Origin of the sequence: Corynebacterium nasorum (assembly GCF_022345765.1) — a bacterium.
Taxonomy (GTDB): domain Bacteria; phylum Actinomycetota; class Actinomycetes; order Mycobacteriales; family Mycobacteriaceae; genus Corynebacterium; species Corynebacterium kefirresidentii.
Genome location: NZ_JAKRDR010000004.1, coordinates 1 through 21,195, shown reverse-complemented (window position 1 = coordinate 21,195; position 21,195 = coordinate 1). Strand labels below are relative to the sequence as shown.

Annotated in this window: 17 protein-coding genes and 1 tRNA gene; 12 read left to right on the top strand and 6 right to left on the bottom strand. The window is 60.6% G+C overall.

Annotated features, from left to right (window positions below; all coding sequences use genetic code 11):
* Positions 1-5: 5 nt before the first annotated feature.
* Positions 6-614 (bottom strand): phosphoribosylglycinamide formyltransferase, encoded by a 609-nt coding sequence (purN, locus tag MHK04_RS04420; protein ID WP_023021983.1) that lies wholly within the window; start codon positions 612-614, stop codon positions 6-8.
* Between the two features lie 22 nt (positions 615-636).
* Positions 637-2,115 (bottom strand): cell division protein PerM, encoded by a 1,479-nt coding sequence (locus MHK04_RS04415; RefSeq protein WP_023027763.1) that lies wholly within the window; start codon positions 2,113-2,115, stop codon positions 637-639.
* 49 nt (positions 2,116-2,164) lie between these two features.
* Between MHK04_RS04415 and MHK04_RS04410 the strand changes: the two genes are divergently transcribed.
* The 3 genes from MHK04_RS04410 (at position 2,165) to MHK04_RS04400 (ending at position 4,904) form a co-directional block, all read left to right on the top strand.
* On the top strand, positions 2,165-2,389 hold the full coding sequence (locus MHK04_RS04410; protein ID WP_167371308.1) for a hypothetical protein: 225 nt from the start codon (positions 2,165-2,167) through the stop codon (positions 2,387-2,389).
* 373 nt (positions 2,390-2,762) lie between these two features.
* Complete coding sequence (locus tag MHK04_RS04405; RefSeq protein WP_023021985.1) at positions 2,763-3,512, top strand: M23 family metallopeptidase; 750 nt, start codon at positions 2,763-2,765, stop codon at positions 3,510-3,512.
* Positions 3,513-4,145: 633 nt separating this feature from the next.
* Positions 4,146-4,904, top strand: coding sequence for a M23 family metallopeptidase (locus MHK04_RS04400; protein WP_023021986.1), 759 nt, complete (start codon positions 4,146-4,148; stop codon positions 4,902-4,904).
* On the opposite strand, the gene pcrA is transcribed toward MHK04_RS04400, so the two are convergent.
* Positions 4,901-7,414: a DNA helicase PcrA gene (gene pcrA / locus MHK04_RS04395; RefSeq protein ID WP_239207973.1), complete on the bottom strand. Its 2,514-nt coding sequence runs from the start codon at positions 7,412-7,414 to the stop codon at positions 4,901-4,903. The two genes, MHK04_RS04400 and pcrA, sit on opposite strands and share 4 nt — an antisense overlap.
* Positions 7,415-7,511: 97 nt before the next feature.
* On the opposite strand from pcrA, the gene MHK04_RS04390 reads away from it, so the two are divergent.
* The 3 genes from MHK04_RS04390 to pgi all read left to right on the top strand — a co-directional run bounded on the left by MHK04_RS04390 (position 7,512) and on the right by pgi (position 10,953).
* The gene (locus tag MHK04_RS04390; protein ID WP_239207972.1) at positions 7,512-7,835 is read left to right on the top strand and encodes a chorismate mutase; all 324 of its coding nucleotides are present in this window, start codon (positions 7,512-7,514) and stop codon (positions 7,833-7,835) included.
* Positions 7,836-7,882: 47 nt separating this feature from the next.
* On the top strand, positions 7,883-9,229 hold the full coding sequence (locus tag MHK04_RS04385) for a Na+/H+ antiporter family protein (protein ID WP_239207971.1): 1,347 nt from the start codon (positions 7,883-7,885) through the stop codon (positions 9,227-9,229).
* 86 nt (positions 9,230-9,315) lie between these two features.
* On the top strand, positions 9,316-10,953 hold the full coding sequence (gene pgi / locus MHK04_RS04380) for a glucose-6-phosphate isomerase (protein WP_239207970.1): 1,638 nt from the start codon (positions 9,316-9,318) through the stop codon (positions 10,951-10,953).
* Positions 10,954-11,117: 164 nt separating this feature from the next.
* On the opposite strand, the gene MHK04_RS04375 is transcribed toward pgi, so the two are convergent.
* Genes MHK04_RS04375 through MHK04_RS04365 form a run of 3 tightly spaced genes read right to left on the bottom strand, consistent with a single transcriptional unit; the run spans position 11,118 to position 17,192 of the window.
* A complete protein-coding gene (locus MHK04_RS04375) occupies positions 11,118-11,531 on the bottom strand; it encodes a YccF domain-containing protein (protein ID WP_200287948.1) in 414 nt (137 codons plus the stop codon).
* Between the two features lie 24 nt (positions 11,532-11,555).
* A complete protein-coding gene (locus tag MHK04_RS04370; protein WP_200287950.1) occupies positions 11,556-12,374 on the bottom strand; it encodes a DNA-formamidopyrimidine glycosylase family protein in 819 nt (272 codons plus the stop codon).
* 18 nt (positions 12,375-12,392) lie between these two features.
* Positions 12,393-17,192 (bottom strand): ATP-dependent helicase, encoded by a 4,800-nt coding sequence (locus MHK04_RS04365; RefSeq protein WP_239207969.1) that lies wholly within the window; start codon positions 17,190-17,192, stop codon positions 12,393-12,395.
* Between the two features lie 35 nt (positions 17,193-17,227).
* On the opposite strand from MHK04_RS04365, the gene MHK04_RS04360 reads away from it, so the two are divergent.
* The 6 genes from MHK04_RS04360 (at position 17,228) to MHK04_RS04335 (ending at position 20,454) form a co-directional block, all read left to right on the top strand.
* Positions 17,228-17,986, top strand: coding sequence for a 3'(2'),5'-bisphosphate nucleotidase CysQ (locus MHK04_RS04360; RefSeq protein ID WP_239207968.1), 759 nt, complete (start codon positions 17,228-17,230; stop codon positions 17,984-17,986).
* A gap of 10 nt (positions 17,987-17,996) precedes the next feature.
* Positions 17,997-18,794, top strand: coding sequence for a thymidylate synthase (locus MHK04_RS04355; RefSeq protein WP_239194190.1), 798 nt, complete (start codon positions 17,997-17,999; stop codon positions 18,792-18,794).
* Complete coding sequence (locus tag MHK04_RS04350) at positions 18,794-19,324, top strand: dihydrofolate reductase (RefSeq protein WP_239207967.1); 531 nt, start codon at positions 18,794-18,796, stop codon at positions 19,322-19,324. Before MHK04_RS04355 ends, MHK04_RS04350 begins: the two co-directional genes overlap by 1 nt.
* On the top strand, positions 19,324-19,605 hold the full coding sequence (locus tag MHK04_RS04345) for a glutaredoxin domain-containing protein (RefSeq protein WP_023021997.1): 282 nt from the start codon (positions 19,324-19,326) through the stop codon (positions 19,603-19,605). Before MHK04_RS04350 ends, MHK04_RS04345 begins: the two co-directional genes overlap by 1 nt.
* A 70-nt stretch (positions 19,606-19,675) precedes the next feature.
* A tRNA-Arg gene (locus MHK04_RS04340) sits at positions 19,676-19,751 on the top strand.
* 109 nt (positions 19,752-19,860) lie between these two features.
* The gene (locus MHK04_RS04335; RefSeq protein WP_239207966.1) at positions 19,861-20,454 is read left to right on the top strand and encodes a Type 1 glutamine amidotransferase-like domain-containing protein; all 594 of its coding nucleotides are present in this window, start codon (positions 19,861-19,863) and stop codon (positions 20,452-20,454) included.
* Positions 20,455-21,195: the final 741 nt, after the last annotated feature.

The following is a 21,195-nucleotide window of genomic DNA, read 5'->3' as shown; positions in this document are numbered from 1 at the left end:
AAGTCTTAGTCTGCGAGTTGAATAATAAGTTCCTCATTGTGGACGTCTGCTGCGCGCAGCACCTCCACGATGAGATCGCGCTCTACTTGTTTGATGCGCTCGTGGAGAGTGGACTCATCATCGTCCGCCATGATGGCTACGGATCGCTGCGCGATGATGGGTCCGGTATCCACTCCCGAATCCACAAAATGGACGGTAGAGCCGGTGATCTTCACGCCATAGTCTAGGGCGTCGCGCACGGCGTGCGCTCCCTTGAAAGCTGGCAGCAGCGCCGGGTGGGTATTGATGGTGCGGCCTTCGAAGCGGTCAAGAAATTCCTTTCCCAGGATCTTCATAAAGCCCGCAGAAACAACAACGTCTGGCTGCGCAGCATCTACTGCGTCAACCAGACGTTGATTCCATTCGGCGCGATCGGCACCTAGCGCCACGACCTCGGTATCGATCCCGTGGTCCTGTGCGCGCGAAATACCGTGGCATTCCTTATCCGCCACCACCTTCACCACTTGGTAGTGCCCTGCTTGGGCATCCACGATGGCTTGCAGCAGTGAACCCGTTCCAGAAACGAGCACCACCACTCGGAGGCGTTCAGGGTCAGCGGTATAGCGCGGAGGCATCGGTGAAGTCACGCGCTATAGCCTAGTCTCTCTCCCCTTCCGCGGAGGAATTTTCGCTCGAGGAAGCCTGCTCGCTCTCCCCCATTTGGTCCTTGAGCTGTTGGCTAACCGGCTTGGCGACGCCCCTTTTCTTCTCCTCAGCGTCCTCAGGTTCGTCCGATTCCTCGTGTTTCTCAGATTCCTCCGGTTCCTCCTGCTGCTTCGCCGCATCCTCAGCTGGGGTGCCTTCTTCCCCATCCGCGGCTGCGTCAGGGGCGGAGTCATCGGGCTCGTTCTCAACTACTTCGGCGTCAACGATCTCTGGATCGGTGATGGGCTCGCGCTCCGGTTCAACTGGGGTCTCGTCGGTTTCAGCGGCGGCCTCAGGGGCGTCGTCTTCAGCGGCATCCGAATCGGGAGTATCAGGGGCCGTGACACGTGCCGTGCGCGCCGCGCGCCATGCCACAAAGGCAAAACCTGCGGCAACGGCGCTGCCGACAACGGCCATCCACAGGGCGGTTAGGCCTGCGGCGGTCCACAGAATCGGACCGGTGGCGCCGTAGTAGCCAAGGTCGCCGCTGACAAGGTAGCAGGCAATAAACATCACTACCGCGGAGGCCACCGTAGCTACTAGTACGTCCTGGAAGCTTGGCCGCTTTTTATATAGGGCGTAGATTGCGGCGCCGAGCGGGACAACTAGAAGCACTACGGCCCAGCTAGGCGCGGAGGCCGGGATTCCACCGGTAATCGGCAGCGGTGGCAACGGCACGAGGTGGGCACTAAAGAGGCTGACCGAACCTTCGCCGATGGAAAACTCTGAGCCCACCACCACCGCAGCGGTGCTGACGATGGCATTGGGAATGTATAGCAGGCTCACTAGCACTAGTCCGGCCACACCTAGACCGGAGACCGTGGGATATTCATCCATCATCTCGCCCTGGCGAGAAATATTGAGGAGGAAAACCACCGCAAAGACTACGGCGGCACCAATGGCTAGGTAGCCGAGGTAGCGAAGGGCGATCTGAGTGGCGTCGACAATCTGGCGCGGCACCCCATAACGCTTGGCCAATGCCCGCCACAAGCGCGAGCCCATGCCGGCTGCCATAGCAGCAAGATGTAGAACAATAACCCGCAGCAAAGCCTGTGCCAGGTTTGGCGGGGAGACATCATAGACCTTGCCCGCGTCCCACAGCATCAGCCAGGCGATGATGGTAAATACCACTGGCACGCCAAGGACGCAGCTAAGAAGAATAAGCAAGTCTTTGACGCTGACCTTGTGCTTAACCGCGTTACGCACGCGGACTGCCACGACCGCAGCCAAGATGAGCGCGGGTAAGGCGGGCAAGAAAGACATGTGCACTTCGGCCGCCGAGACTGGCGCGAGGTTAAAGACCATCCATGACTCCGCCACGATGGTGTACCACCACGCCATGGGTGAGCCGGCCAGCATAAGACCACCGAGGGCAATGGCCATAATGATAAGGACAATGACCACGTTGGGCACTGCCGCCGTGATAAGCATGCGTCGGATGCGGCCGGCCCTAGTCAGCGGCGCAGGAGTACGGCGCGCTTTGGCTTTAGATCCGGCCTTTCGGGCGACACGTTGCGCCGATCCAGAGGGCTGGCGGGCCCCGCTGGGATGGGGCGCGCGTGGGGTGCGCTCCGTGCGCACCGTCCTGCCCCGCGCCTGGCTACGCGGGCGGGGCGTTGACCGAGAATGGGGGCTGGTGTTTTTGTTCATCGGCGTCCACTTTGCCACTTTCCGGCAGCAGATCTGGGGTGGCGCGACGAGGTAGCCATAAAATCACCGGCGACACCCCTGCACCTTGACCACACATATATATTAGGAGTATAAAATCTACCCCGGTTTCACACCTTTAACTCTGGCTACAGTAACATGAATGGAAAGTTATCGGTTTTATACGACCCACACGCAGCCCGAGTGGAATCTTGGTCGCAGTAATAATATGCCATTCGGATTATGTTGCCTGCTCGTGGGCAATTCCCTCGAGCAACGCCTAAAAATTTCTTAATTTGGGTTGCTGTTATCTTTTCGAGACGCTACTGTTACATCTCGTTGGTAACAAGAAGGTCACAATCTCGTAACTAACTCGGTGGGGACGTAACACTCAGATTGCGCAGATTGTGAAAAAGACGAAAGAAGACCTAATGCGAAGCAAAGTTCAGCGTGGCGCCGGTCGCCATCGCAAGATTGTCACCTCGCAGACCGCGAAGGGCCGCATCGCCGTAATGACGGTTGCGGCAGGTGCCGTATCCACCGCCGGCGTAGGTGGCGCAGCCGCTGCAAACATCCAGTCTGATGACGCGGCCACTACCAAGACGCAGTCCGTTGACTTCGAGCTCGCTTCTGATTCCACCCAGGTTGAGGACGCTGCTGAGGCCCCCGTTGATACCACTCCGCAGATCCTCAATGTAGCTGAAGCAAAGCCGGTTGCAGATCTATCCGATCAGCTCAACAAGGCCATCCAGGCTTCCGAGGAGCGCGCCGCCGCTGACGAAGCCGCTCGCGCACCGTCCGTAGCCCGCCCAGCCGAGGGTGCATTCACATCCCCATTCGCTATGCGCTGGGGCACCTTCCACAAGGGCGTCGACATCGCCAACTCTCCCGGCACCCCCATCCTTGCCGTCATGGATGGTACGGTCATCGACTCCGGTCCAGCTTCCGGCTTTGGCCAGTGGATCCGCATCATGCACGACGACGGCACCATGACCGTTTATGGTCACATGCAGACCCTTGACGTGGCCGTTGGCGAGCACGTGCATGCCGGCCAGAAGATCGCCGGCATGGGCTCGATGGGCTTTTCCACCGGCTCCCACCTCCACTTCGAAGTTCACCCGAACGGTGGCGAGGCAATCGATCCGCAGCCTTGGCTGGCTGAGCGAGGCATCGACCTCTAAGGCTCCCACCCAAACACCTTCTTGTTAAGCGCCGCAGTGGCTTTCCTGCGGCGCTTTTTCATGTCCACAATTGCCCCTAAAGACACCAGCGCCGGCTCCCGACCACCGCGGCTGCAGCCAACCTTCCCCAAGACGACTCAAGTGCGTCGCAGCCTTCCCATTGCGCCTCCAACAAATGGCAAGCCCCGTCGAGACAAGCGCTCCACCACCGGACCTAGACACAAATTGCGCCGCACAGGCAAGTCCAGCGCTCAGCCTTGTCGCAGGTAAATACACATTTTCCGCTAATCACTGGGTTTGAACGCAACACGCCATTTCCAGAGCGGCATACCCACCCCCAAAGTCTACCCCCAGTCCCTAAACCAACGCTTCACACACGCCACTCTAGTCACATTCGTAACACGCGCAACAAGCTGGCATGTTCGAATAATTTCGAATTTTTTCCGCCGCTACCAGCGTTTTTTAAGATTGCGCGGGCCGTTCAGGCGGGCTAACTTTTAACTCGTTGCCACGAGCGATTTCGAACGCAAGCATTTCAGCTTTCGGCGTGTCGCGGTTGGCAGTTGCAAGACGCCGCCCTCACTAGGGCGCAAGCGTCCCGAGACCATGCAAGCCATGAAAAGGACTTAAGATATGAAGCGCATGAACCGCGCACGCAAGAACGTGGCGCTGAGCATCGTTACGCTCGGTACCGTACTTGCTACCGGCACCACCGCTTTTGCTGCAGAGCCAGTGGCTAGCGTGGACGTATCGGACGGCTCTTCCGAGCCCACCGCTACGAACGTAGATGACGCCGGTGTGGTCGACGCCCTCGTGGGCTTGGCCACCACTACCGTAGGCGTTCTCAACGGCGAGGCTACCCCGCAGGTAGATGGAAACGAATCCGGCGGAGTAAATATCGTCTTGGATCCGGGTTCTGTACCGGGATTGAAAGAAGCATTCGCTCCCCAGGGAAATCACTCTGGACTCACCACGAAGCGCGGCAAGGACTCCGCGGGCAATACAGTGGTCTTTCCTACCTCCGGCACCCTTACCTCCGGCTTCGGCCAGCGCTGGGGCACCATGCACAACGGCATCGACGTAGCAAACTCCGTGGGCACCCCGATTGTGGCGGTCATGGACGGCACCGTCATCAACTCCGGGCCAGCACAGGGCTTTGGCAACTGGATCCGCATCCAGCACGATGACGGCACCATCTCCGTCTACGGCCACATGTCGGCAGACCAGCTCAAGGTAAATGTGGGCGACCACGTGACCGCGGGTCAAGAGATCGCCGGCATTGGCAACGAGGGCCACTCCACGGGCCCGCACCTCCACTTTGAGATTCACCCAGGTGGTGGAGCACCCGTTGACCCAGTCTCCTGGTTCAACGAGCGCGGCATTTCGGTCTAGAGCTTTTCCATCGGCACTCCGCCGATGAGCATCAGCCGGACCTTACCGGAAGAACCAAAGTCCACGGTGACCGTGGCACGCTTACCGGAGCCCGACGTCTCAATAACGGTACCGAGCCCGTACTTAGCGTGATTGACACGGTCACCCACGGCCAGGTTGAAGTTATTGTTCTTAGGCATTGAGGTTGCCGCCGGCTTGCTAGTGCGTTGCGATGGGGAAGACGCAGCGCACTGGCCACCGCGGGCCCCACCTCTGCCCCACCCAGACCAGTCGCGGCCGTAGGAACGACCATATTGGTAATCGTCCTCACCCCACGCACCGGTTAGGGAACTATCGGAGTCTTCGCGCTGCCAGTTGATGAGGTCTGCAGGGACCTCGCCGAGGAAGCGGCTGGCAGGATTAGTCACCGGGTTGCCCCAAGCCGAGCGCAAGATGGCACGGGTGAGATACAACTGTTCACGGGCACGAGTAATGCCCACATAGGCTAAGCGGCGCTCCTCGCTCAACTCCTTCGGGTCACCGAGAGAGCGCATATGCGGGAATTGGCCATCCTCCCAGCCGGTCAAAAAGACCACGGGGAACTCGAGGCCCTTTGCGGTGTGCAGAGTCATCATGGTGACCACGCCAGTCTCCGAGTCAGGAATCTGATCAGCATCAGCCACCAGCGACACCTTTTCCAAGAAGGCCTGCAGCGAGCCCGGCGCGGCCTCACCCTCCTCCACTAACTCGGAAGGATCCACTGCATCTGCACCCGAAGCAGCCAGCTGGTTCGCGGCCTCTGAGGTAAATTCGCGTGCCACCGATACCAACTCATTCAAGTTATCGAGGCGCGCGCCATCTTGCGGATCGTTCGAGTTTTCCAATTCCGCCTTGTATCCCGTGGCATCCAAAATGGCGGTGAGCAGCTCACCCAAATCCGGCTGGCCAGTAACCTCATCGCGCATGGAAGGGATCTGATTGCGGATGCCCTCCATCATCTCGTTGAATTTGGTGACCGCGTTAATGGCCCGGGTGGCTAGGCCAGGCACTTCGCCACGAGGGACATCGGCAAGCGCCTTGCCAAAGCTAATGCCGTGGTTTTCTGCATGGAGGGCAATGTGCCCTTGTGCTTTATCCCCAATGGCGCGCTTGGGCACATTGATAATGCGGCGCAGGCTCACCGTATCATCCGGGTTATCCAGGATGCGCAGGTAGGCCACCATATCGCGGATTTCACGCCGCTCATAAAAGCGCGTTCCACCGACCACCTTGTAGGGAATTCCGGAGCGGATGAAGATATCTTCCAGCGCACGGGAGGCATTATTGGTGCGGTACATGACCGCGATATCGGAATAGCTGCGCCCCTTATCCGCCAAGGAATCAATCTCGGAGGCGATGAACCGCGCCTCATCGTGCTCGTTATCGGCAACGTAGCCCACGATCTGCTCGCCTTCACCGTGGGCCGTCCACAGGTTCTTCTCGCGTCGGTTCTCATTTTTAGCAATAACGGCGTTGGCCGCATTGAGAATGGTCTGGGTAGAGCGATAATTCTGCTCCAACAGGATGGTATGTGCTTGCGGGTAGTCGCGCTCGAATTCCTGGATATTGCGGATGGTCGCACCACGGAAGGCATAAATGGACTGGTCGGAGTCGCCCACCACGCACAGCTCGGGCGCGTCAGGGCCGAGCTCTCCCCTGCCCACGAGCGCAGCAACCAGCGCATACTGGGCGTGGTTGGTGTCCTGGTACTCGTCAATAAGCACGTGCTTAAAGCGCCGCCGATAAAATTCCACCACCTGCTGGTGCTGGGTGAAGATCCGCACCACCTCACCGATGAGATCATCAAAGTCCACGGCATTGGCCGCGCGCAAGCGGCGCTGGTATTCGGCATAGACCTGGGCCACGGTGGTATCAAAAGGATTCTTGGTCTGTTGCGCCGCCTCCAGCGCGGATTCGGGGCCAATGAGCTCGTTTTTGTGGTTTGAAATCTGATTGGCCAGCACCCGCGGGGTGTATTTTTTCAGATCCAGCTGCATGTCCTTGGCAATCATGGACAAAAGCCGGCGGGCATCATCGCCATCGTAGATGGTGAAGTTGGTATTAAGGCCTGGGACGAGCTGCGCATTTTGACGCAGGATGCGCACGCAGATGGAGTGGAAGGTAGATACCCACATGCGCTCGGCCACAGGGCCAACTAGCCCGCCCACGCGCTCCTTCATTTCCGCGGCGGCCTTATTGGTAAAGGTAATGGCGAGGATCTCCCACGGATTTACCCCACGGTGGCGCATGAGATAAGCAATACGCCGGGTAAGCACGGCGGTCTTACCGGAACCGGCGCCGGCCACAATGAGCAGCGGGCTTCCAGAGTGGGTTACGGCCTCAAGCTGCTGTGGGTTAAGGCCCTCGGTCAAAGCATCAGAGGATTCGGGTTGCGGGCTCGCCCCGCGCGGTGCGCCGAAGCCACCGAAGGGGCTTGGGGCGGGCGCACCACCGCTAGACGGGGAAGGACTAAAAGGAGAGTTTTCGTTCATAATGCCTACCAACCTACTAGCCCCCTCGGACACGTCCCGTATCCGCCGTGCGAGCTGCTATTTCCTTTTGCACGAACGGGTGGCACAATATGGTTTTATGACCGCAGAAGATAATAAGGACATCGTCAATAATGGCTTGGACATCCGCACGCCCTCGGGCACGGATGATCCCCTTTCTGATGCGGAGATCCAACAATATCGCGAAGAAATCAACCGCATGGACCGCATCATTTTGGATGCTGCCAAGCGCCGCACGGAAGTCTCCCAGGCCATCGGCCGCACCCGCATGAGCTCCGGCGGCACCCGTCTCGTTCACACGCGCGAGATTGCAATTTTGAATCAGTTCCGCGATGAACTCGGCGAGGAAGGCCCCACTATTGCCTCGGCGCTGCTGCGCATGGGCCGCGGGCGGTTGGGCTAGCCGAATAATTACTGGCCAGCCGATACTATGCAGTATCCTGGCTAAGCATGAATGCAGTTCTCATCGCCGTCATAGTCATGCTCGTGCTCGCCCTTTTGCGCGTGCATGTGGTGGTGGCTCTCTTCTTGGGTGCCATCGTCGGCGGGCTCATGTCCGGCATGGGACTCGATGCCACCATGGTTGCCTTCCAAGATGGCTTGGGCGGCGGCGCCAAGATTGCGCTGAGCTATGCCCTCTTGGGCGCTTTTGCGATGGGCGTGGCCTCAGCCGGGCTGCCGCAAATCCTGGCGAACTTCCTCATTCGCAAGCTCGGCGGCAGCGGCGAAGCGGATCCCAAGGCGGCCCTAGCCACCAAGTGGATGCTCATCCTCGGCCTCATCGCCATGTCCGTGATGAGCCAAAACCTCATCCCGGTTCACATTGCTTTCATTCCACTTATCGTTCCGCCGCTGCTTAAGGTGATGAATAAGCTGCGCCTAGACCGCCGGCTCATTACCACCTGCCTGACCTTTGGCCTTATTACCACCTACATGTTCATCCCGGTGGGCTTTGGCTCCATCTACTTAAACGACATCCTGTTATTTAATATCCAGCAGGCAGGGTTGGATACCTCGGATATCAATATCATGCAGGTTATGGGTGTGCCGGCGCTCGGTATGCTCGCAGGCCTGCTCATCGCTATTTTCTTTAGCTACCGCAAGCCGCGTAACTATAAGGACCTACCCATCGCCGCTGCGGAGCACCAAGAGACCCCTTCTACCTATAAGGTCTGGGTTTCCGTCGTGGCCATCATTGCCACCTTTGCGGTGCAGATTGTCATGCAGGCGCTCGACTTCGAATCCGATGGCCTCATGGTCGGCGCACTGACCGGCCTGGGTATTTTGCTACTGACCGGCGCGGTGGATTGGAAGCATGCCGATGACGTTTTCACCAATGGCATGAAGATGATGGCACTCATCGGCTTCATCATGATCACCGCCCAGGGCTTTGCCTCGGTCATGACGGCCACCAATGAGGTCGGCCCACTGGTGGATGCCACCGCTAACCTCTTTGGCACCAATAAGGTCCTTTCCGCCGGTGCCATGCTGGTGGTGGGCTTGGTAGTCACCATGGGCATCGGCTCGTCGTTTTCCACGCTGCCCATTATTTCCGTTATCTACGTTCCGCTGTGCATGTCGCTGGACTTTAGTCCCGCGGCCACCGTTGCGCTCATTGGCACTGCAGGCGCGCTTGGCGACGCCGGCTCTCCCGCCTCCGATTCCACCCTCGGCCCCACCGCGGGCCTCGGCGCGGACGGCCAGCACGACCACATCCGCGACTCGGTCATACCCACCTTTATCCACTTCAATATTCCGCTGCTCATCGCCGGCTGGGCAGGCGCACTCATCCTCTAGAAGGGCCCGACGCGGTTGCCCTTTCTGGACTACGGTGGGAGAGGTAAATGTTGCCAATGCGCTAGTTGCCAGAAAGGCCAACCATCATGGATATCACCGCATCTGCCCAGTGGAGCGAGCTCGCGAAGGCATATGAGGACAAAAAGGACCTCAACCTCCGCGAGCTTTTTGCCGCCGATGCAGACCGCGCCCGCAACTTCACTTTCGACGCCGCCGGATTGCACGTTGATCTGTCGAAGAACCTGATCGACGGGGACGTCGTCAAGCAGCTGGTGGAAGTAGCCAAGGCCGCCGACCTTGAGGCCCGCCGCGATGCCATGTTCGCCGGCGAGCACATCAATAACACCGAAGACCGCGCTGTATTGCATACCGCGCTGCGCGTCCCGGTCGAAGATGACTTGACTGTTGACGGCCAGGACGTTGCCGCCGATGTCCACGAGGTCTTAGGCCGCATGCGCGACTTCGCCACCGCGCTGCGCTCCGGCTCCTGGCTGGGACACACCGGCCACACCATCAAAAAGGTAGTCAATATCGGCATCGGCGGCTCCGACCTTGGTCCGGCCATGGCAGCTAAGGCATTGCGCTCCTACGAGGTCGCTGGCATCTCCGCAGAGTTCGTTTCCAACGTGGACCCCGCCGATATGGCCGCCACCCTCGATGGCCTGGATGCAGAATCCACCCTATTTATCATCGCCTCCAAGACCTTCACTACCCAAGAGACGCTGACCAACGCACACGCCGCGCGCCGCTGGCTCATCGAGCAATTCGATGGCGATGAATCCGCCGTAGCAAAGCACTTTGTCGCCGTATCCACCAATGCGGAAAAGGTAGCCGAATTCGGCATCGATACCGAGAATATGTTCCCGTTTTGGAATTGGGTTGGCGGCCGCTACTCCGTGGATTGTGCCATTGGCTTATCCCTTATGTGCACCATTGGTCCGATGGACTTCATGCGCTTCCTCGAGGGCTTCCACGCCATGGACGAGCACTTCCGCACTACCCCACTGGAAGAAAACGTCCCCGCACTTATGGGTCTCCTCGGTGTCTGGTACACCAACTTCTTCGGCGCCCAAACTCACGCCGTGCTGCCCTATTCGCAGGACCTCGGCCGTTTCCCGGCCTACCTGCAGCAGCTGACCATGGAATCTAATGGCAAGTCCGTACGCCGCGACGGCACCGCGGTCACCGTCCCGTCTACCGGCGAAATCTACTGGGGCGAGCCAGGCACCAATGGCCAGCACGCTTTCTTCCAGCTCATGCACCAAGGCACCCGCCTCATCCCGGCGGACTTTATTGGGTTTGCCCGCCCGAAGCAGGACTTCCCCACCGCCGATGGCTCCGGCTCCATGCATGATCTGCTCATGGGCAACTTCTTTGCCCAGACCAAGGTCCTGGCCTTTGGCAAAACCGCGGAAGAAATCGCGGCGGAGGGCGTCGATGAGGCCATCGTGCCGCACAAGGTCATGCCAGGCAACCGCCCGACCACCACCATCCTGGCCGAGGAGCTGACCCCCGCCGTTCTGGGCGCGCTCATCGCCCTCTACGAGCACATCGTGTTTACCCAGGGCGTTATCTGGGATATCAACTCCTTCGACCAGTGGGGCGTAGAGCTGGGCAAGCAGCAGGCCAATAACCTGGCACCGGCAGTCTCCGGCAAGGAAGAAGCCGCATCCGGCGACCAATCCACCGACGAGCTCATCGGTTGGTATCGCTCCAACCGCTAACGCCCACTTTGAGCCGCCTTATCCCCTCCCACCCACTCGGCGGAACGGATAACGCGGCTGCTTTATGGCCTCGCTCGCCCCACGGAGATGTAAAACAAGCACGTTCTGCCCTAAATCAGCGCGAAATTGGGCAGAACGTGCTTGTTTTGTCAGCGGAATGCGGTTTAGAGCTTGACCATCGGCTCCCAGCCGAAGGGAATGTCCTCCGAGTTCACAATTCGGCGGCCAAATGGGAAGCAGGTCACCGGGATCATCTTCAGGTTGGCCAGCGCGGCCGGAATGCCCACGATGGTCACTACCTGCGCCGCTGCGGTAGTGACGTGGCCAATGGCCAGCCACAGGCCGGCGACTACGAACCACACGACATTGGAGAAGGTGGACATGGAGCCGCTGCCCTTCACCGGCTGCACCACCGAGCGGCCAAATGGCCACAGGGCGAAGTTAGCCATGCGGAACGACGCCACGCCCGCGGGGATGGTGACGATGAAGATGCAGGCAATGATGCCAAAGAGGAAATAGGCAAGGGCTAGGAGGAACCCGCCGGTGATAAACCAAACGATGTTAAGAAAGGTACGCATGTCCCCCACACTAGCGCGGGAGTCTTAGTGCGCGGGGTGAAGTGGCTGACAATGTGGGCACCACCAGATGATGCGCTCGAGTTCGCCTTCATCGCCGCCGGCATCCACACCGCCGAGTGCGCCCTTGGTAATGAAGGTGCCGCAGCGGCGGCAGCGCTTGCGATTGCGCCCGAAGACATAGGTGGTCTCCCCGGCGCGGCGCACGCCGGTGGTCACGCGCACCGGGGAGGTGCGGTTGGCCCACATGATGCGCCGAGAGATGTCGAGGATGCGGGCGGTATCCACCTCGGATACTGGTGTGGCCGGGTGCACCCCTGCTAGGAAACAGGCCTCGGCGCGGTATTCATTGCCGATGCCAGCGACGACCTTTTGGTCGAGCAGCGCCGCGCCAATGGCGCGTTGGGGACGGTTATTGAGCCGCCGCAGGGCTTCTTCGCGGTCCCAGTCGGGGTCGAGAATATCCGGTCCGAGGTGGGCGATGCGTTGGTGGTATTGGTCGGCGGGATAGATATCCACGAAGCCTAGCTGGTGACCAACGACCTCAATATCGCGCGGGGCGTTGGCTAGCTGCAGGACGATGCGCGCGGTATGTCCGGGCTTGCGCCAGCGATCGCCTGCGTAGTGGATGGCCCAGGTACCTTCCATCTTGAGGTGGGTGTGCACGATGGTCTGGTCGAATTGCATGAACAGGTGCTTGCCGTAGGGCCAGACGCGCTCGCACACCATGCCGTCTAGGTGCGCGGTGGCGTAGCGCGGCACGCGTACGGAACAGCCGGTGACCTCGCGGCCGGCCATGAACTGCAGGCGGTTGGATAGCTGCAGGACGGAATCGCCTTCGGGCATAACACCTCCAGTGGATCTTTAGCGACGGTACCCGCCGCGCGGGCGGAAGCCACCATTATTGCGCGGAGCGGGTGGTGGGTCATCAAAACTGAGTTCTTCGATGGCCTCGCTCGCGCGGCGTCCTGCACGTGGGGTGCGCGGGGCGGCGGCGCGGGCAGAGATGCGCACGCCCTTAGGCGTTATGCCGGCGCCGGCGTCGCGCAGGTGGGCCGCCGCATCGGTTTTATGAATGGGGCTGCCATTGCACTTTTCGATAACCAACGGGGACAGCACTCCCCTTGCAACCATATCCGTGAGCGCGCCTACCAGGCGGGGATATACCTCCGCCGGGTCGATGCCTCCCGGCAGCGATTCCAGGAAGGTGGTGAGGGTTTTCCCGCCGCGGGTGAGGTGGGCGATGGGTAGGCCGTCGATAAGCACTACCAGCGCGCCGGCCGCACGGGTAGGCCCGCCGGCGGCTTTGCCGTCGGCATCGTCGCGCTGCGGCCACGGCAGGGCCGCACCGTAGGGATTGGCCGGGTCGCAGGCGGCGAGGACAAAGGTTTCGGGCTCGGTGGTTCCAGACGGCCAGCCGGTAACATCCGGGGAATCGGCCAGGCCGCGCAGGCGGTCGATGATGGCGGGGGTAGAAAATTGGGCGGCGCCCAGCCCATCGATGACATAGCCGCGCATGGCCTTGCCGGATTCTTCGAAGCCGGAGAGCACCTTATAGGCCAGCGCAAAGCCACCGAGCACGTCTTCGGCCACGACGGAGCCGCGGGTGAGCACGCCGTAGCGGTCGAGCCAAGCCTCGCCGTGTGCCACAGACCGCGAGGTGGCATCGGTAGCGGCAGACACAGCCAGCGACCATCGGCCCATGACATCGGGCGGGGTCTGCGCGGCCGCAGCATTGTGTGCTTGGGCAAAAGAGGTGCGCCCCATGCGCAGGCGAGAGCGGGTGGGCCGCCGCTTTGAGCGATGCGCGGTGCGGCCTGAGCGCGAACCGCCGGAAGACAACCGGGTACGCAACGGCGCGAAGGAATCGGGGCTTACCAAGCCCATCTCCACCAAACCCCAGAGGGCCTCACGGGTTTCCTCGGTAGTGCCGGGGACCTCGGCGGCGATATCGGCAAAGAGGAAGCCGCCGCCGCGGCCCAAGACATCAAGGATGGCGCGCTGCAGCATGCTCACGCCCTCGCCATCGGTTTCCGGGGCTAGCTGGGCCGCGTAGTCAGAAGGCAGCAGCATGATCCAGGGGTCTGCCGCACCGGCCTTGCCGGCGCCGAGGATGAGCACCTCGCCATTGGAAGTGAGCTCATCGAGCATGGTGGGCGAATAATCTCCCACCCGCGCGGGCAGGATGAGCGATTCCCACGCGGAGGCCGGCAGGCGCACCCCGGCTAGCTGCTCGATGACGGAAAAGACGCCATCGGCCCCGCGCAGGGCCGGGCGCTTTCCGGCCGGTGCGATGCTATGCCACTCCGGCAAAAAGCGGGCAAAAGTGGCACCTGATACCGGCTCGGTAGCAGCACGCGCGGCGGCGAGCGAACGCGAGCGGATGGTCTTGAGCACCGCTGCGGCGCAGTATTCCTGCTCGTCGACGCCCTGGCGGTAGCGGCCTTCTACTACCCCATCAAGCGCGCCGAGGACGGTATGCGCGGCAGAGACGGAAATGCCGAAGGCCGCGGTGAGATCGCGCAACACGAAGGGCCCACGGGTGCGCGCCCAGCGCGAGACCAGCTGCGGCAAGGCATCAGAAATGGTTGCCACTTGGGCGGGGATGCCGGGAGGAATGGGGATACCGAGGGCGTCGCGAAGCAGGGGTGCATCCTGGGACTGGGCCAAGTGCTCGCGCCCGCCAATGCGCACGCGCATAATCCGCGTGCCCAGCTGGTCCAGTGCGGATAGCGGCACGTCGGTGTGCTCGCCCAGCTCGTCTACGGGAATCGGCCCGAGCACGCGCAGCAGGTCCGCCACCTCCTCGGTGGTACGAGCTCGGCGCGAGGGATCGGTGCGTTGGAGCTGGGCGTGGACCTCGGCGATAATCTCTGGATCGAGCAACTCGCGCAGCTCCACCGTGCCGAGCAATTTGGCCAATAGCGCAGGGTCGAGGGCCAGGGCGGCCGCGCGCTTTTCTGCTAATGGGGAATCGCCCTCGTACATGAACGCGCCGGTGTAGTTAAACAGCAGCGAAGAGGCAAATGGCGAGGGCTGTTCGGTGGTGACCTCCGCAATACGGATGCGGCGGTGGCCCAGCTCCCGCATGACTTCCGTAAGAGCTGGGACATCGTAGACGTCCTGGACGCACTCGCGCACCGTCTCCAAGATGATGGGAAAGGACGGGTACTTGCGCGCAACGTCCAAAAGCTGTTCGGCGCGCTGGCGCTGCTGCCACAACGGCGCGCGCTTGCCGGGATTGCGCCGAGGCAATAACAGCGCACGCGCCGCACACTCGCGGAAGCGGGAGGCAAAGAGCGCGGAGTTGCCCACTTGCTCGGCCACGATATCCGCTATCTCATCGGCATCGAAGGCGAAGATGGCCCCATCGGGCTCGGATTCTGCCTCCGGCAGGCGCAGCACGATGCCATCATCGCCAGCCACGGCCTGCGGATCCATGCCGGTGCGTTCGCCCACCCGGGCGCCTACTGCTAGCGCCCATGCGGAGTTGACCGGCCGGCCAAACGGGGTATGCAGCACCACGCGCCAATCGCCCAACTCATCGCGGAAGCGCTCGAGCACCAACGTCCTTTCATCCGGGATGACACCGGTTGCTTCATTTTGCTCCTGCAGATAGGCCACGATATTGGAGCGCGCATTATCATCGGCATCCGCAATGATATCCGGCGAGGAAAAGACCTCGCGGCGATACTCACCTAGCGCCTTGCCCAATTCATAGGGGCGGCCCGTGCCATCGCCATTCCAAAACGGCAGGCGCCCGGTATGCCCCGGCGCGGGCGTGACCAATACCTGGTCGCGCGTAATGTCCTCGATGCGCCAACTGGTAGCGCCCAAGGTAAATACATCACCTACCCGGGACTCATAAACCATCTCCTCGTCCAGCTCGCCTACTCGGCGCGGAGCGCCACCGGAGCCCTCACCCGAACCGGTATAGAGGAATACTCCAAACATGCCCCTATCCGGAATCGTGCCGCCGCTGGTCACGGCCACCCGCTGAGCACCAGGCCGCGCGGTCATCACTCCCGTCACTCGGTCATAGACCACGCGGGGTTTAAGTTCCGCAAAGTCCGTGGACGGATACACACCGCTTACCAGGTCCAGTACGGAGTCATAGACCTCCCGCGCCAGATCGCGGTAGGGCCAAGCGCGGCGGACCATCTCGTACCACTCATCGGCATCGAGCCCGTCCTCGCCGGCCGCAGCCACGGCCGCCACCGTCTGCTGTGCTAGCACATCCAACGGGTTGCGCGGGGTATGCATTTCCTCAATGAGCCCGGCGCGCATCCGCGATACCGTCAGCGTGGACTGCACCAGATCCGCGCGGTGCTTGGGATAGAAGGACCCGTGCGAGACCGCGCCCACAAAGTGCCCGGCGCGGCCCACGCGCTGCAAGCCGGAGGCCACGGAAGGCGGCGATTCCACCTGCACGACTAGCTCCACTGCACCCATATCGATGCCCAGTTCCAACGAGCTCGTGGCCACCACGGCCTTGAGCGTGCCTTCTTTCAGCATGGTTTCAGTCATCGCGCGCTCATCCTTAGACACCGAGCCGTGGTGGGCGCGGGCGATAACCGCCGGGGCCTTGCCGGCGACGTCGACCTGCTTCATCAGCTGGGCTGGGTCCCGGCGGGTTTCGGGCGACAGCGAATCCGGATCATGCTCTTGCGCATAGAGCTCATTGAGCCGGCTGGTCAGCCGCTCGGCCGTGCGCCGAGAGTTGACAAATACCAGTGTGGAGCGATGCGCCATGATTTCCGCATAGAGGTCATCTTCAATAAACGGCCAGATGGACTTGGCCGTGGGCAGCGCGGACTCATCCACGGAAGGAGAGCTGATGCCAATCGCATCATCCACCGTCATCTCCCCGATGGTGGAGCCTTGCTCCGGTGTGGGCAAATCGGACATATCCTCTACCGGCACATGCACGTCCAGCTGCCACTTCTTCTCCGCGGCCGGCGCGACAATTTCTACTGGGCGGTTGCCGCCTAAGAAATTCGATACCGCAGACAGCGGACGCACGGTGGCGGAAAGTCCAATGCGCTGGAAGTCCCCTGCCACCTGCTGTAGGCGCTCCAAGGTCAGCGCCAGGTGCACGCCGCGCTTGGTGCCAGCCAGGGCATGAATCTCATCGATAATGACGGTATCCACCGTCTTTAAAATCCCCGCTGCCTTAGAGGTAAGCATCAAATAGGCTGACTCCGGGGTGGTAATCAAGATATCCGGCGGCTTGCGCACCTGCCGCGCACGCTCCGCGGAGGGCGTATCGCCCGAGCGCACGCCCACCGAAATATCCGGGACATCCAGGCCTAGGTTCTCCGCGGTGCGCGCGATACCTGTCAGCGGGGCGCGCAGGTTATTTTCCACGTCCACACCCAGCGCCTTAAGCGGGGAAATATACAGCACCTTCACTCCAGCGGCGGATCCCGATGCACCAGAGCCCACCGGCAGCGCCAGCTGGCCTTCGCGCTCAACCAAATTATTCAGCGCCCACAAGAACGCAGCGAGCGTCTTACCGGAACCGGTAGGGGCCACTACAAGGGCGTGCTCACCGCGGGAAATCTTCTCCCAGGCCTGCGCCTGCACGGCGGTGGGGGCGGCAAATACATCCCGAAACCACTGCGCTACTTGGGGCCGGAAGCGGTCGAGGATGTTTTCTGGCATGCCCACACTCTAGTCCGCGTTGTAATGTGGGCACCATGACCGTCGAGATTTCTGATTCCCGCCTGACCAATTCCCTCGCCCAGGGCTGCGGTGAGATCCTTAAAGGCGTGCGCAACGGGGGCCTGCTACGGGGCCTTTCGCTTGGCGACGCCGGCGATGAAGCCGCCCAAGAATGGATCGCCCGCGTGCTTGAACAGCACCGCCCCCAGGACGGCATGCTCTCTGAGGAAGCCTCCGATGACCTCACTCGCCTCAAGAAGGACCGCGTGTGGATCGTGGATCCGCTCGACGGCACTAAGGAATTTGCCACCGGCCGCCAAGACTGGGCCGTGCACATCGCCCTGGTAGAAAATGGTATTCCTATCCACGCGGCGGTGGGCCTGCCGGATCTCGGCGTTACCTTCAAGTCCTCGGACGTTCGGGCGGTCACCGGCCCGCTATCTAAGAAGTTCGTCGTCTCCCGCAATCGCCCGCCCAAGGTAGCCGACTATATTGCGGAGAAAATGGGCTATGAAATCGTGGGCGTCGGCTCCGCGGGTGCCAAGGCCATGCACGTGCTGCTCGGCGATTATGACGGTTATATCCACGCCGGTGGCCAGTACGAGTGGGATCAGGCCGCCCCGGTGGGCGTCGCACAAGCTTCCGGTCTGCACTGCTGCCGCCTCGACGGCTCCGAAATCCGGTTCAATAATGAGGACACCTTCATCCCGGATATCCTCATCTGCCGCCCCGAGCTCAAGGATGAAATCCTGGAGCACGCCCAGGCCTTTGCCGAGGAGCACGGCGGATTCTAAACTAGTGCGCATGATTGAGACCCCGTATGAGGATCTGCTGAAGAAGGTCCTAGAGACCGGCACGCCCAAAGGCGACCGCACCGGCACCGGCACGCGCTCCATCTTTGGCGCGCAGCTGCGTTATAACCTGGCCGAGTCTTTCCCGCTGCTGACCACCAAGAAGGTCTATTTCCACGCGGTATTGGGCGAGCTTTTGTGGTTCCTCAAAGGCGAATCCAATATCAAGTTCCTGCAGGACAATAAGGTCCGCATCTGGAATGAGTGGGCGGATGACAATGGCGAGCTAGGGCCGGTCTACGGCGTGCAGTGGCGCTCCTGGCCTACCCCGGATGGCCAGCACATTGACCAGATCCAGCAAGCGCTGGATACCCTCAAGAACAACCCGGACTCGCGCCGCAACTTGGTCTCCGCGTGGAACGTCGCGGAGCTAGACAAGATGGCGCTGATGCCCTGCCACCTGCTCTTCCAGCTCTACGTGGCCGATGGCACCTTGTCCATGCAGGTCTACCAGCGCTCGGCCGATATGTTCTTAGGTGTTCCGTTCAATATCGCCTCCTACGCGGCGCTGACCCACATGTTTGCCCAGCAGGCCGGTCTCAAGGTGGGCGAGCTCATCTGGACCGGCGGCGATTGCCATATCTATAACGACCACGTGGAGCAGGTCAAAGAGCAGCTCTCCCGCGAGCCGCGCCCGTACCCGCAGCTCAACCTGCACAAGGCGGAAGACATGTTCTCCTATGACTTCGCCGACTTTGAGATTGAGGGCTATGACCCCCACCCCACCATCAAGGCGCAGGTATCCGTTTAATGTTGGGCGCAATCTGGGCACAGTCCCTCGATGGAATCATTGGCGATGGCGCACAAATGCCCTGGCACGTGCCGGAAGACCTCAAGCACTTTAAGGACGTGACCATGGGCGCGCCGGTCATCATGGGGCGGAAGACCTGGGAGTCGCTCAATCCTAAATTCCGCCCCCTTCCTGGCCGGGAGAATTACGTGCTCTCCTCCCGCACGCCCGGCCAGTGGTCCGCCGGCGCCCAGGTCATCACCGCTATGCCCCCACTTTCCGACGCCTGGGTCATCGGCGGCGGCCAAATCTACACCGCCACCCTGGATCAGGTTGACCGCATTGAGGTCACCCTCATGGGCGTCAATATCGGGGATGCTTATGGCGATAGGTCCATCTACGCCCCCGAAATCCCCGAGGAATTCGGCCTCGCCCACAGCACCGACTGGCTCACCTCCGACAACGGTCACCTAGAGCTTCCGGACCAAGAGGCCAGCGATCTCCCCATCAAATACCGCTTTTTAACCTACGACCGAAAGGATGCAGCCTAATGTCTGTTACTACCCCAGAAACCAACTCCGACGTCACCATCTTCTACGCCGACTGGTGCCCCTTCTGCGCCAAGCTCATCAAAAACCTAGACCGCACCGAAACCCCGTACGAGCTTGTCGACGTCGAGGCCGACAACACCGAGGACATCAACGCCTGGATTGAATCCGTCAACGACGGCAACCGCATCATTCCCACCGTCCTTTACTCCGACGGCACCCACGAAACCAACCCACCAGCTTCCTCCGTGCGCAATAAGCAGAAGGAATTGGCCGAGAGCTAAGCCAAGCCCCAGCCATTTCGGGGCACCCCTGCCCCACTGCTATGATTAGCCAAGTTGCACACGCAACCCCGCCCCAGTAGCTCAGGGGATAGAGCACGGCTCTCCTAAAGCCGGTGTCGGTGGTTCGAATCCACTCTGGGGCACCATGTGAAGTCTCGAGACATCGTTCCGATCGGCGTCTCGAGACTTTTCCGATTATTCAATACTCCGATATTGCTGCCCCAAGCATATAAGGCGCTCACGTAGACTAAACCTATGCACTTACTCCTCGCCTCATACCTACACCCAGAAATCAGCAAATACATTTCGGGGCGAGTGCTGTACATCGATGATGCTGCCGCGGGAATGAGCCAAACCCCGTTCGCCCAAACAGAGTTGACAACCATTCGCAATGCGGCAGAGGAACTAATCCCCTTAACCGTGGCGCAGGCGCAACCGAGCGACATACGCAATGAAATCAACTTAGCCGACTGCATCTATGTTGCGAGCGGCGAGGCATTCCGTCTCCTTGATGCGCTGAGACTCACTGGTACCGACCACCTGCTAGTTGAAGCGGTCCAGAACGGCACGCTTTACGCTGGAAGTTCTGCCGGCGCAATGGTTGCAGGACCTTCAATCGAACCGGCATCAATCATGGACGATCCGCGGACGGCACCGCAGCTCACCGACCACACAGGACTAAATCTCACTCCGTATGTCATTATTCCCCACGCCCAAGGAACAACTGGTCCTTATTCTATAAACGTCATCAGTGAAACTGTTGCGCAGTACGGACAAGATTGGAATCTCCTACTGCTGAGGGATGGGCAAGCCCTCGTAGTTGAAGGTGGAAAAACTATGCTCATCTAATCCGCCCAGGAAAACAACAGACTTACACTAACTTTCTGGCAATAAATCAGTTCGGTTGCTCCATGAAACTGCTTTCGTTCGCAGCATGGCGAACCCGCATCGCACTAATAAAGCCCAGCACCAGGAATGCCGTTGCAGCAAGAATCGAGTATCGAACGGCTTCGGTCATGCCATCGCTAAGCGCCTGCACCACAACGCTGGTCTGCTCGCCAAAGGGGGGCTATGCCCACCTTGAGCGCGCAGTCCTGCAATAGCGGAACCGGCTGATGGACGCGTTGGTTCTGCTATGCCATCGTCCCCCCAGCCCCATGATGCCGGCCGACTCGAGCGTCTTCGGCAACGTTAACCCAAGGGCCCTGAAATATACCGACCCAGAAACCGCGGTACCCAGCGCGGAACCGACCTGGTGGACCGTACTCTGGGTAGCCGAAGCCTGACCGGAACTTTTCACCGGAGTCTCGCTGAGCAGCGTGCCCGTTAACTGCACAGGCACAAAGCCCAAGCCGTAGAGCGTCAATGGCAAGGCAATGATCCAACCGCAGCCACGCCAGAAATGAACGTTTGCGACCCCAGCTATCGGTAATCTTTCCTGAGGCCTACAACAGCGCTGCAGGCAGGACGGCGGAATCAAGCGGTGGATGCGCCACGCTTGAATAGTTCGTTAAGTATTTCACGTGGGGTTGCGCCGCCGAGGATTTGTCGGGGTGTTTCGTTGAGCTCATTTTGCACCCACGCGACATG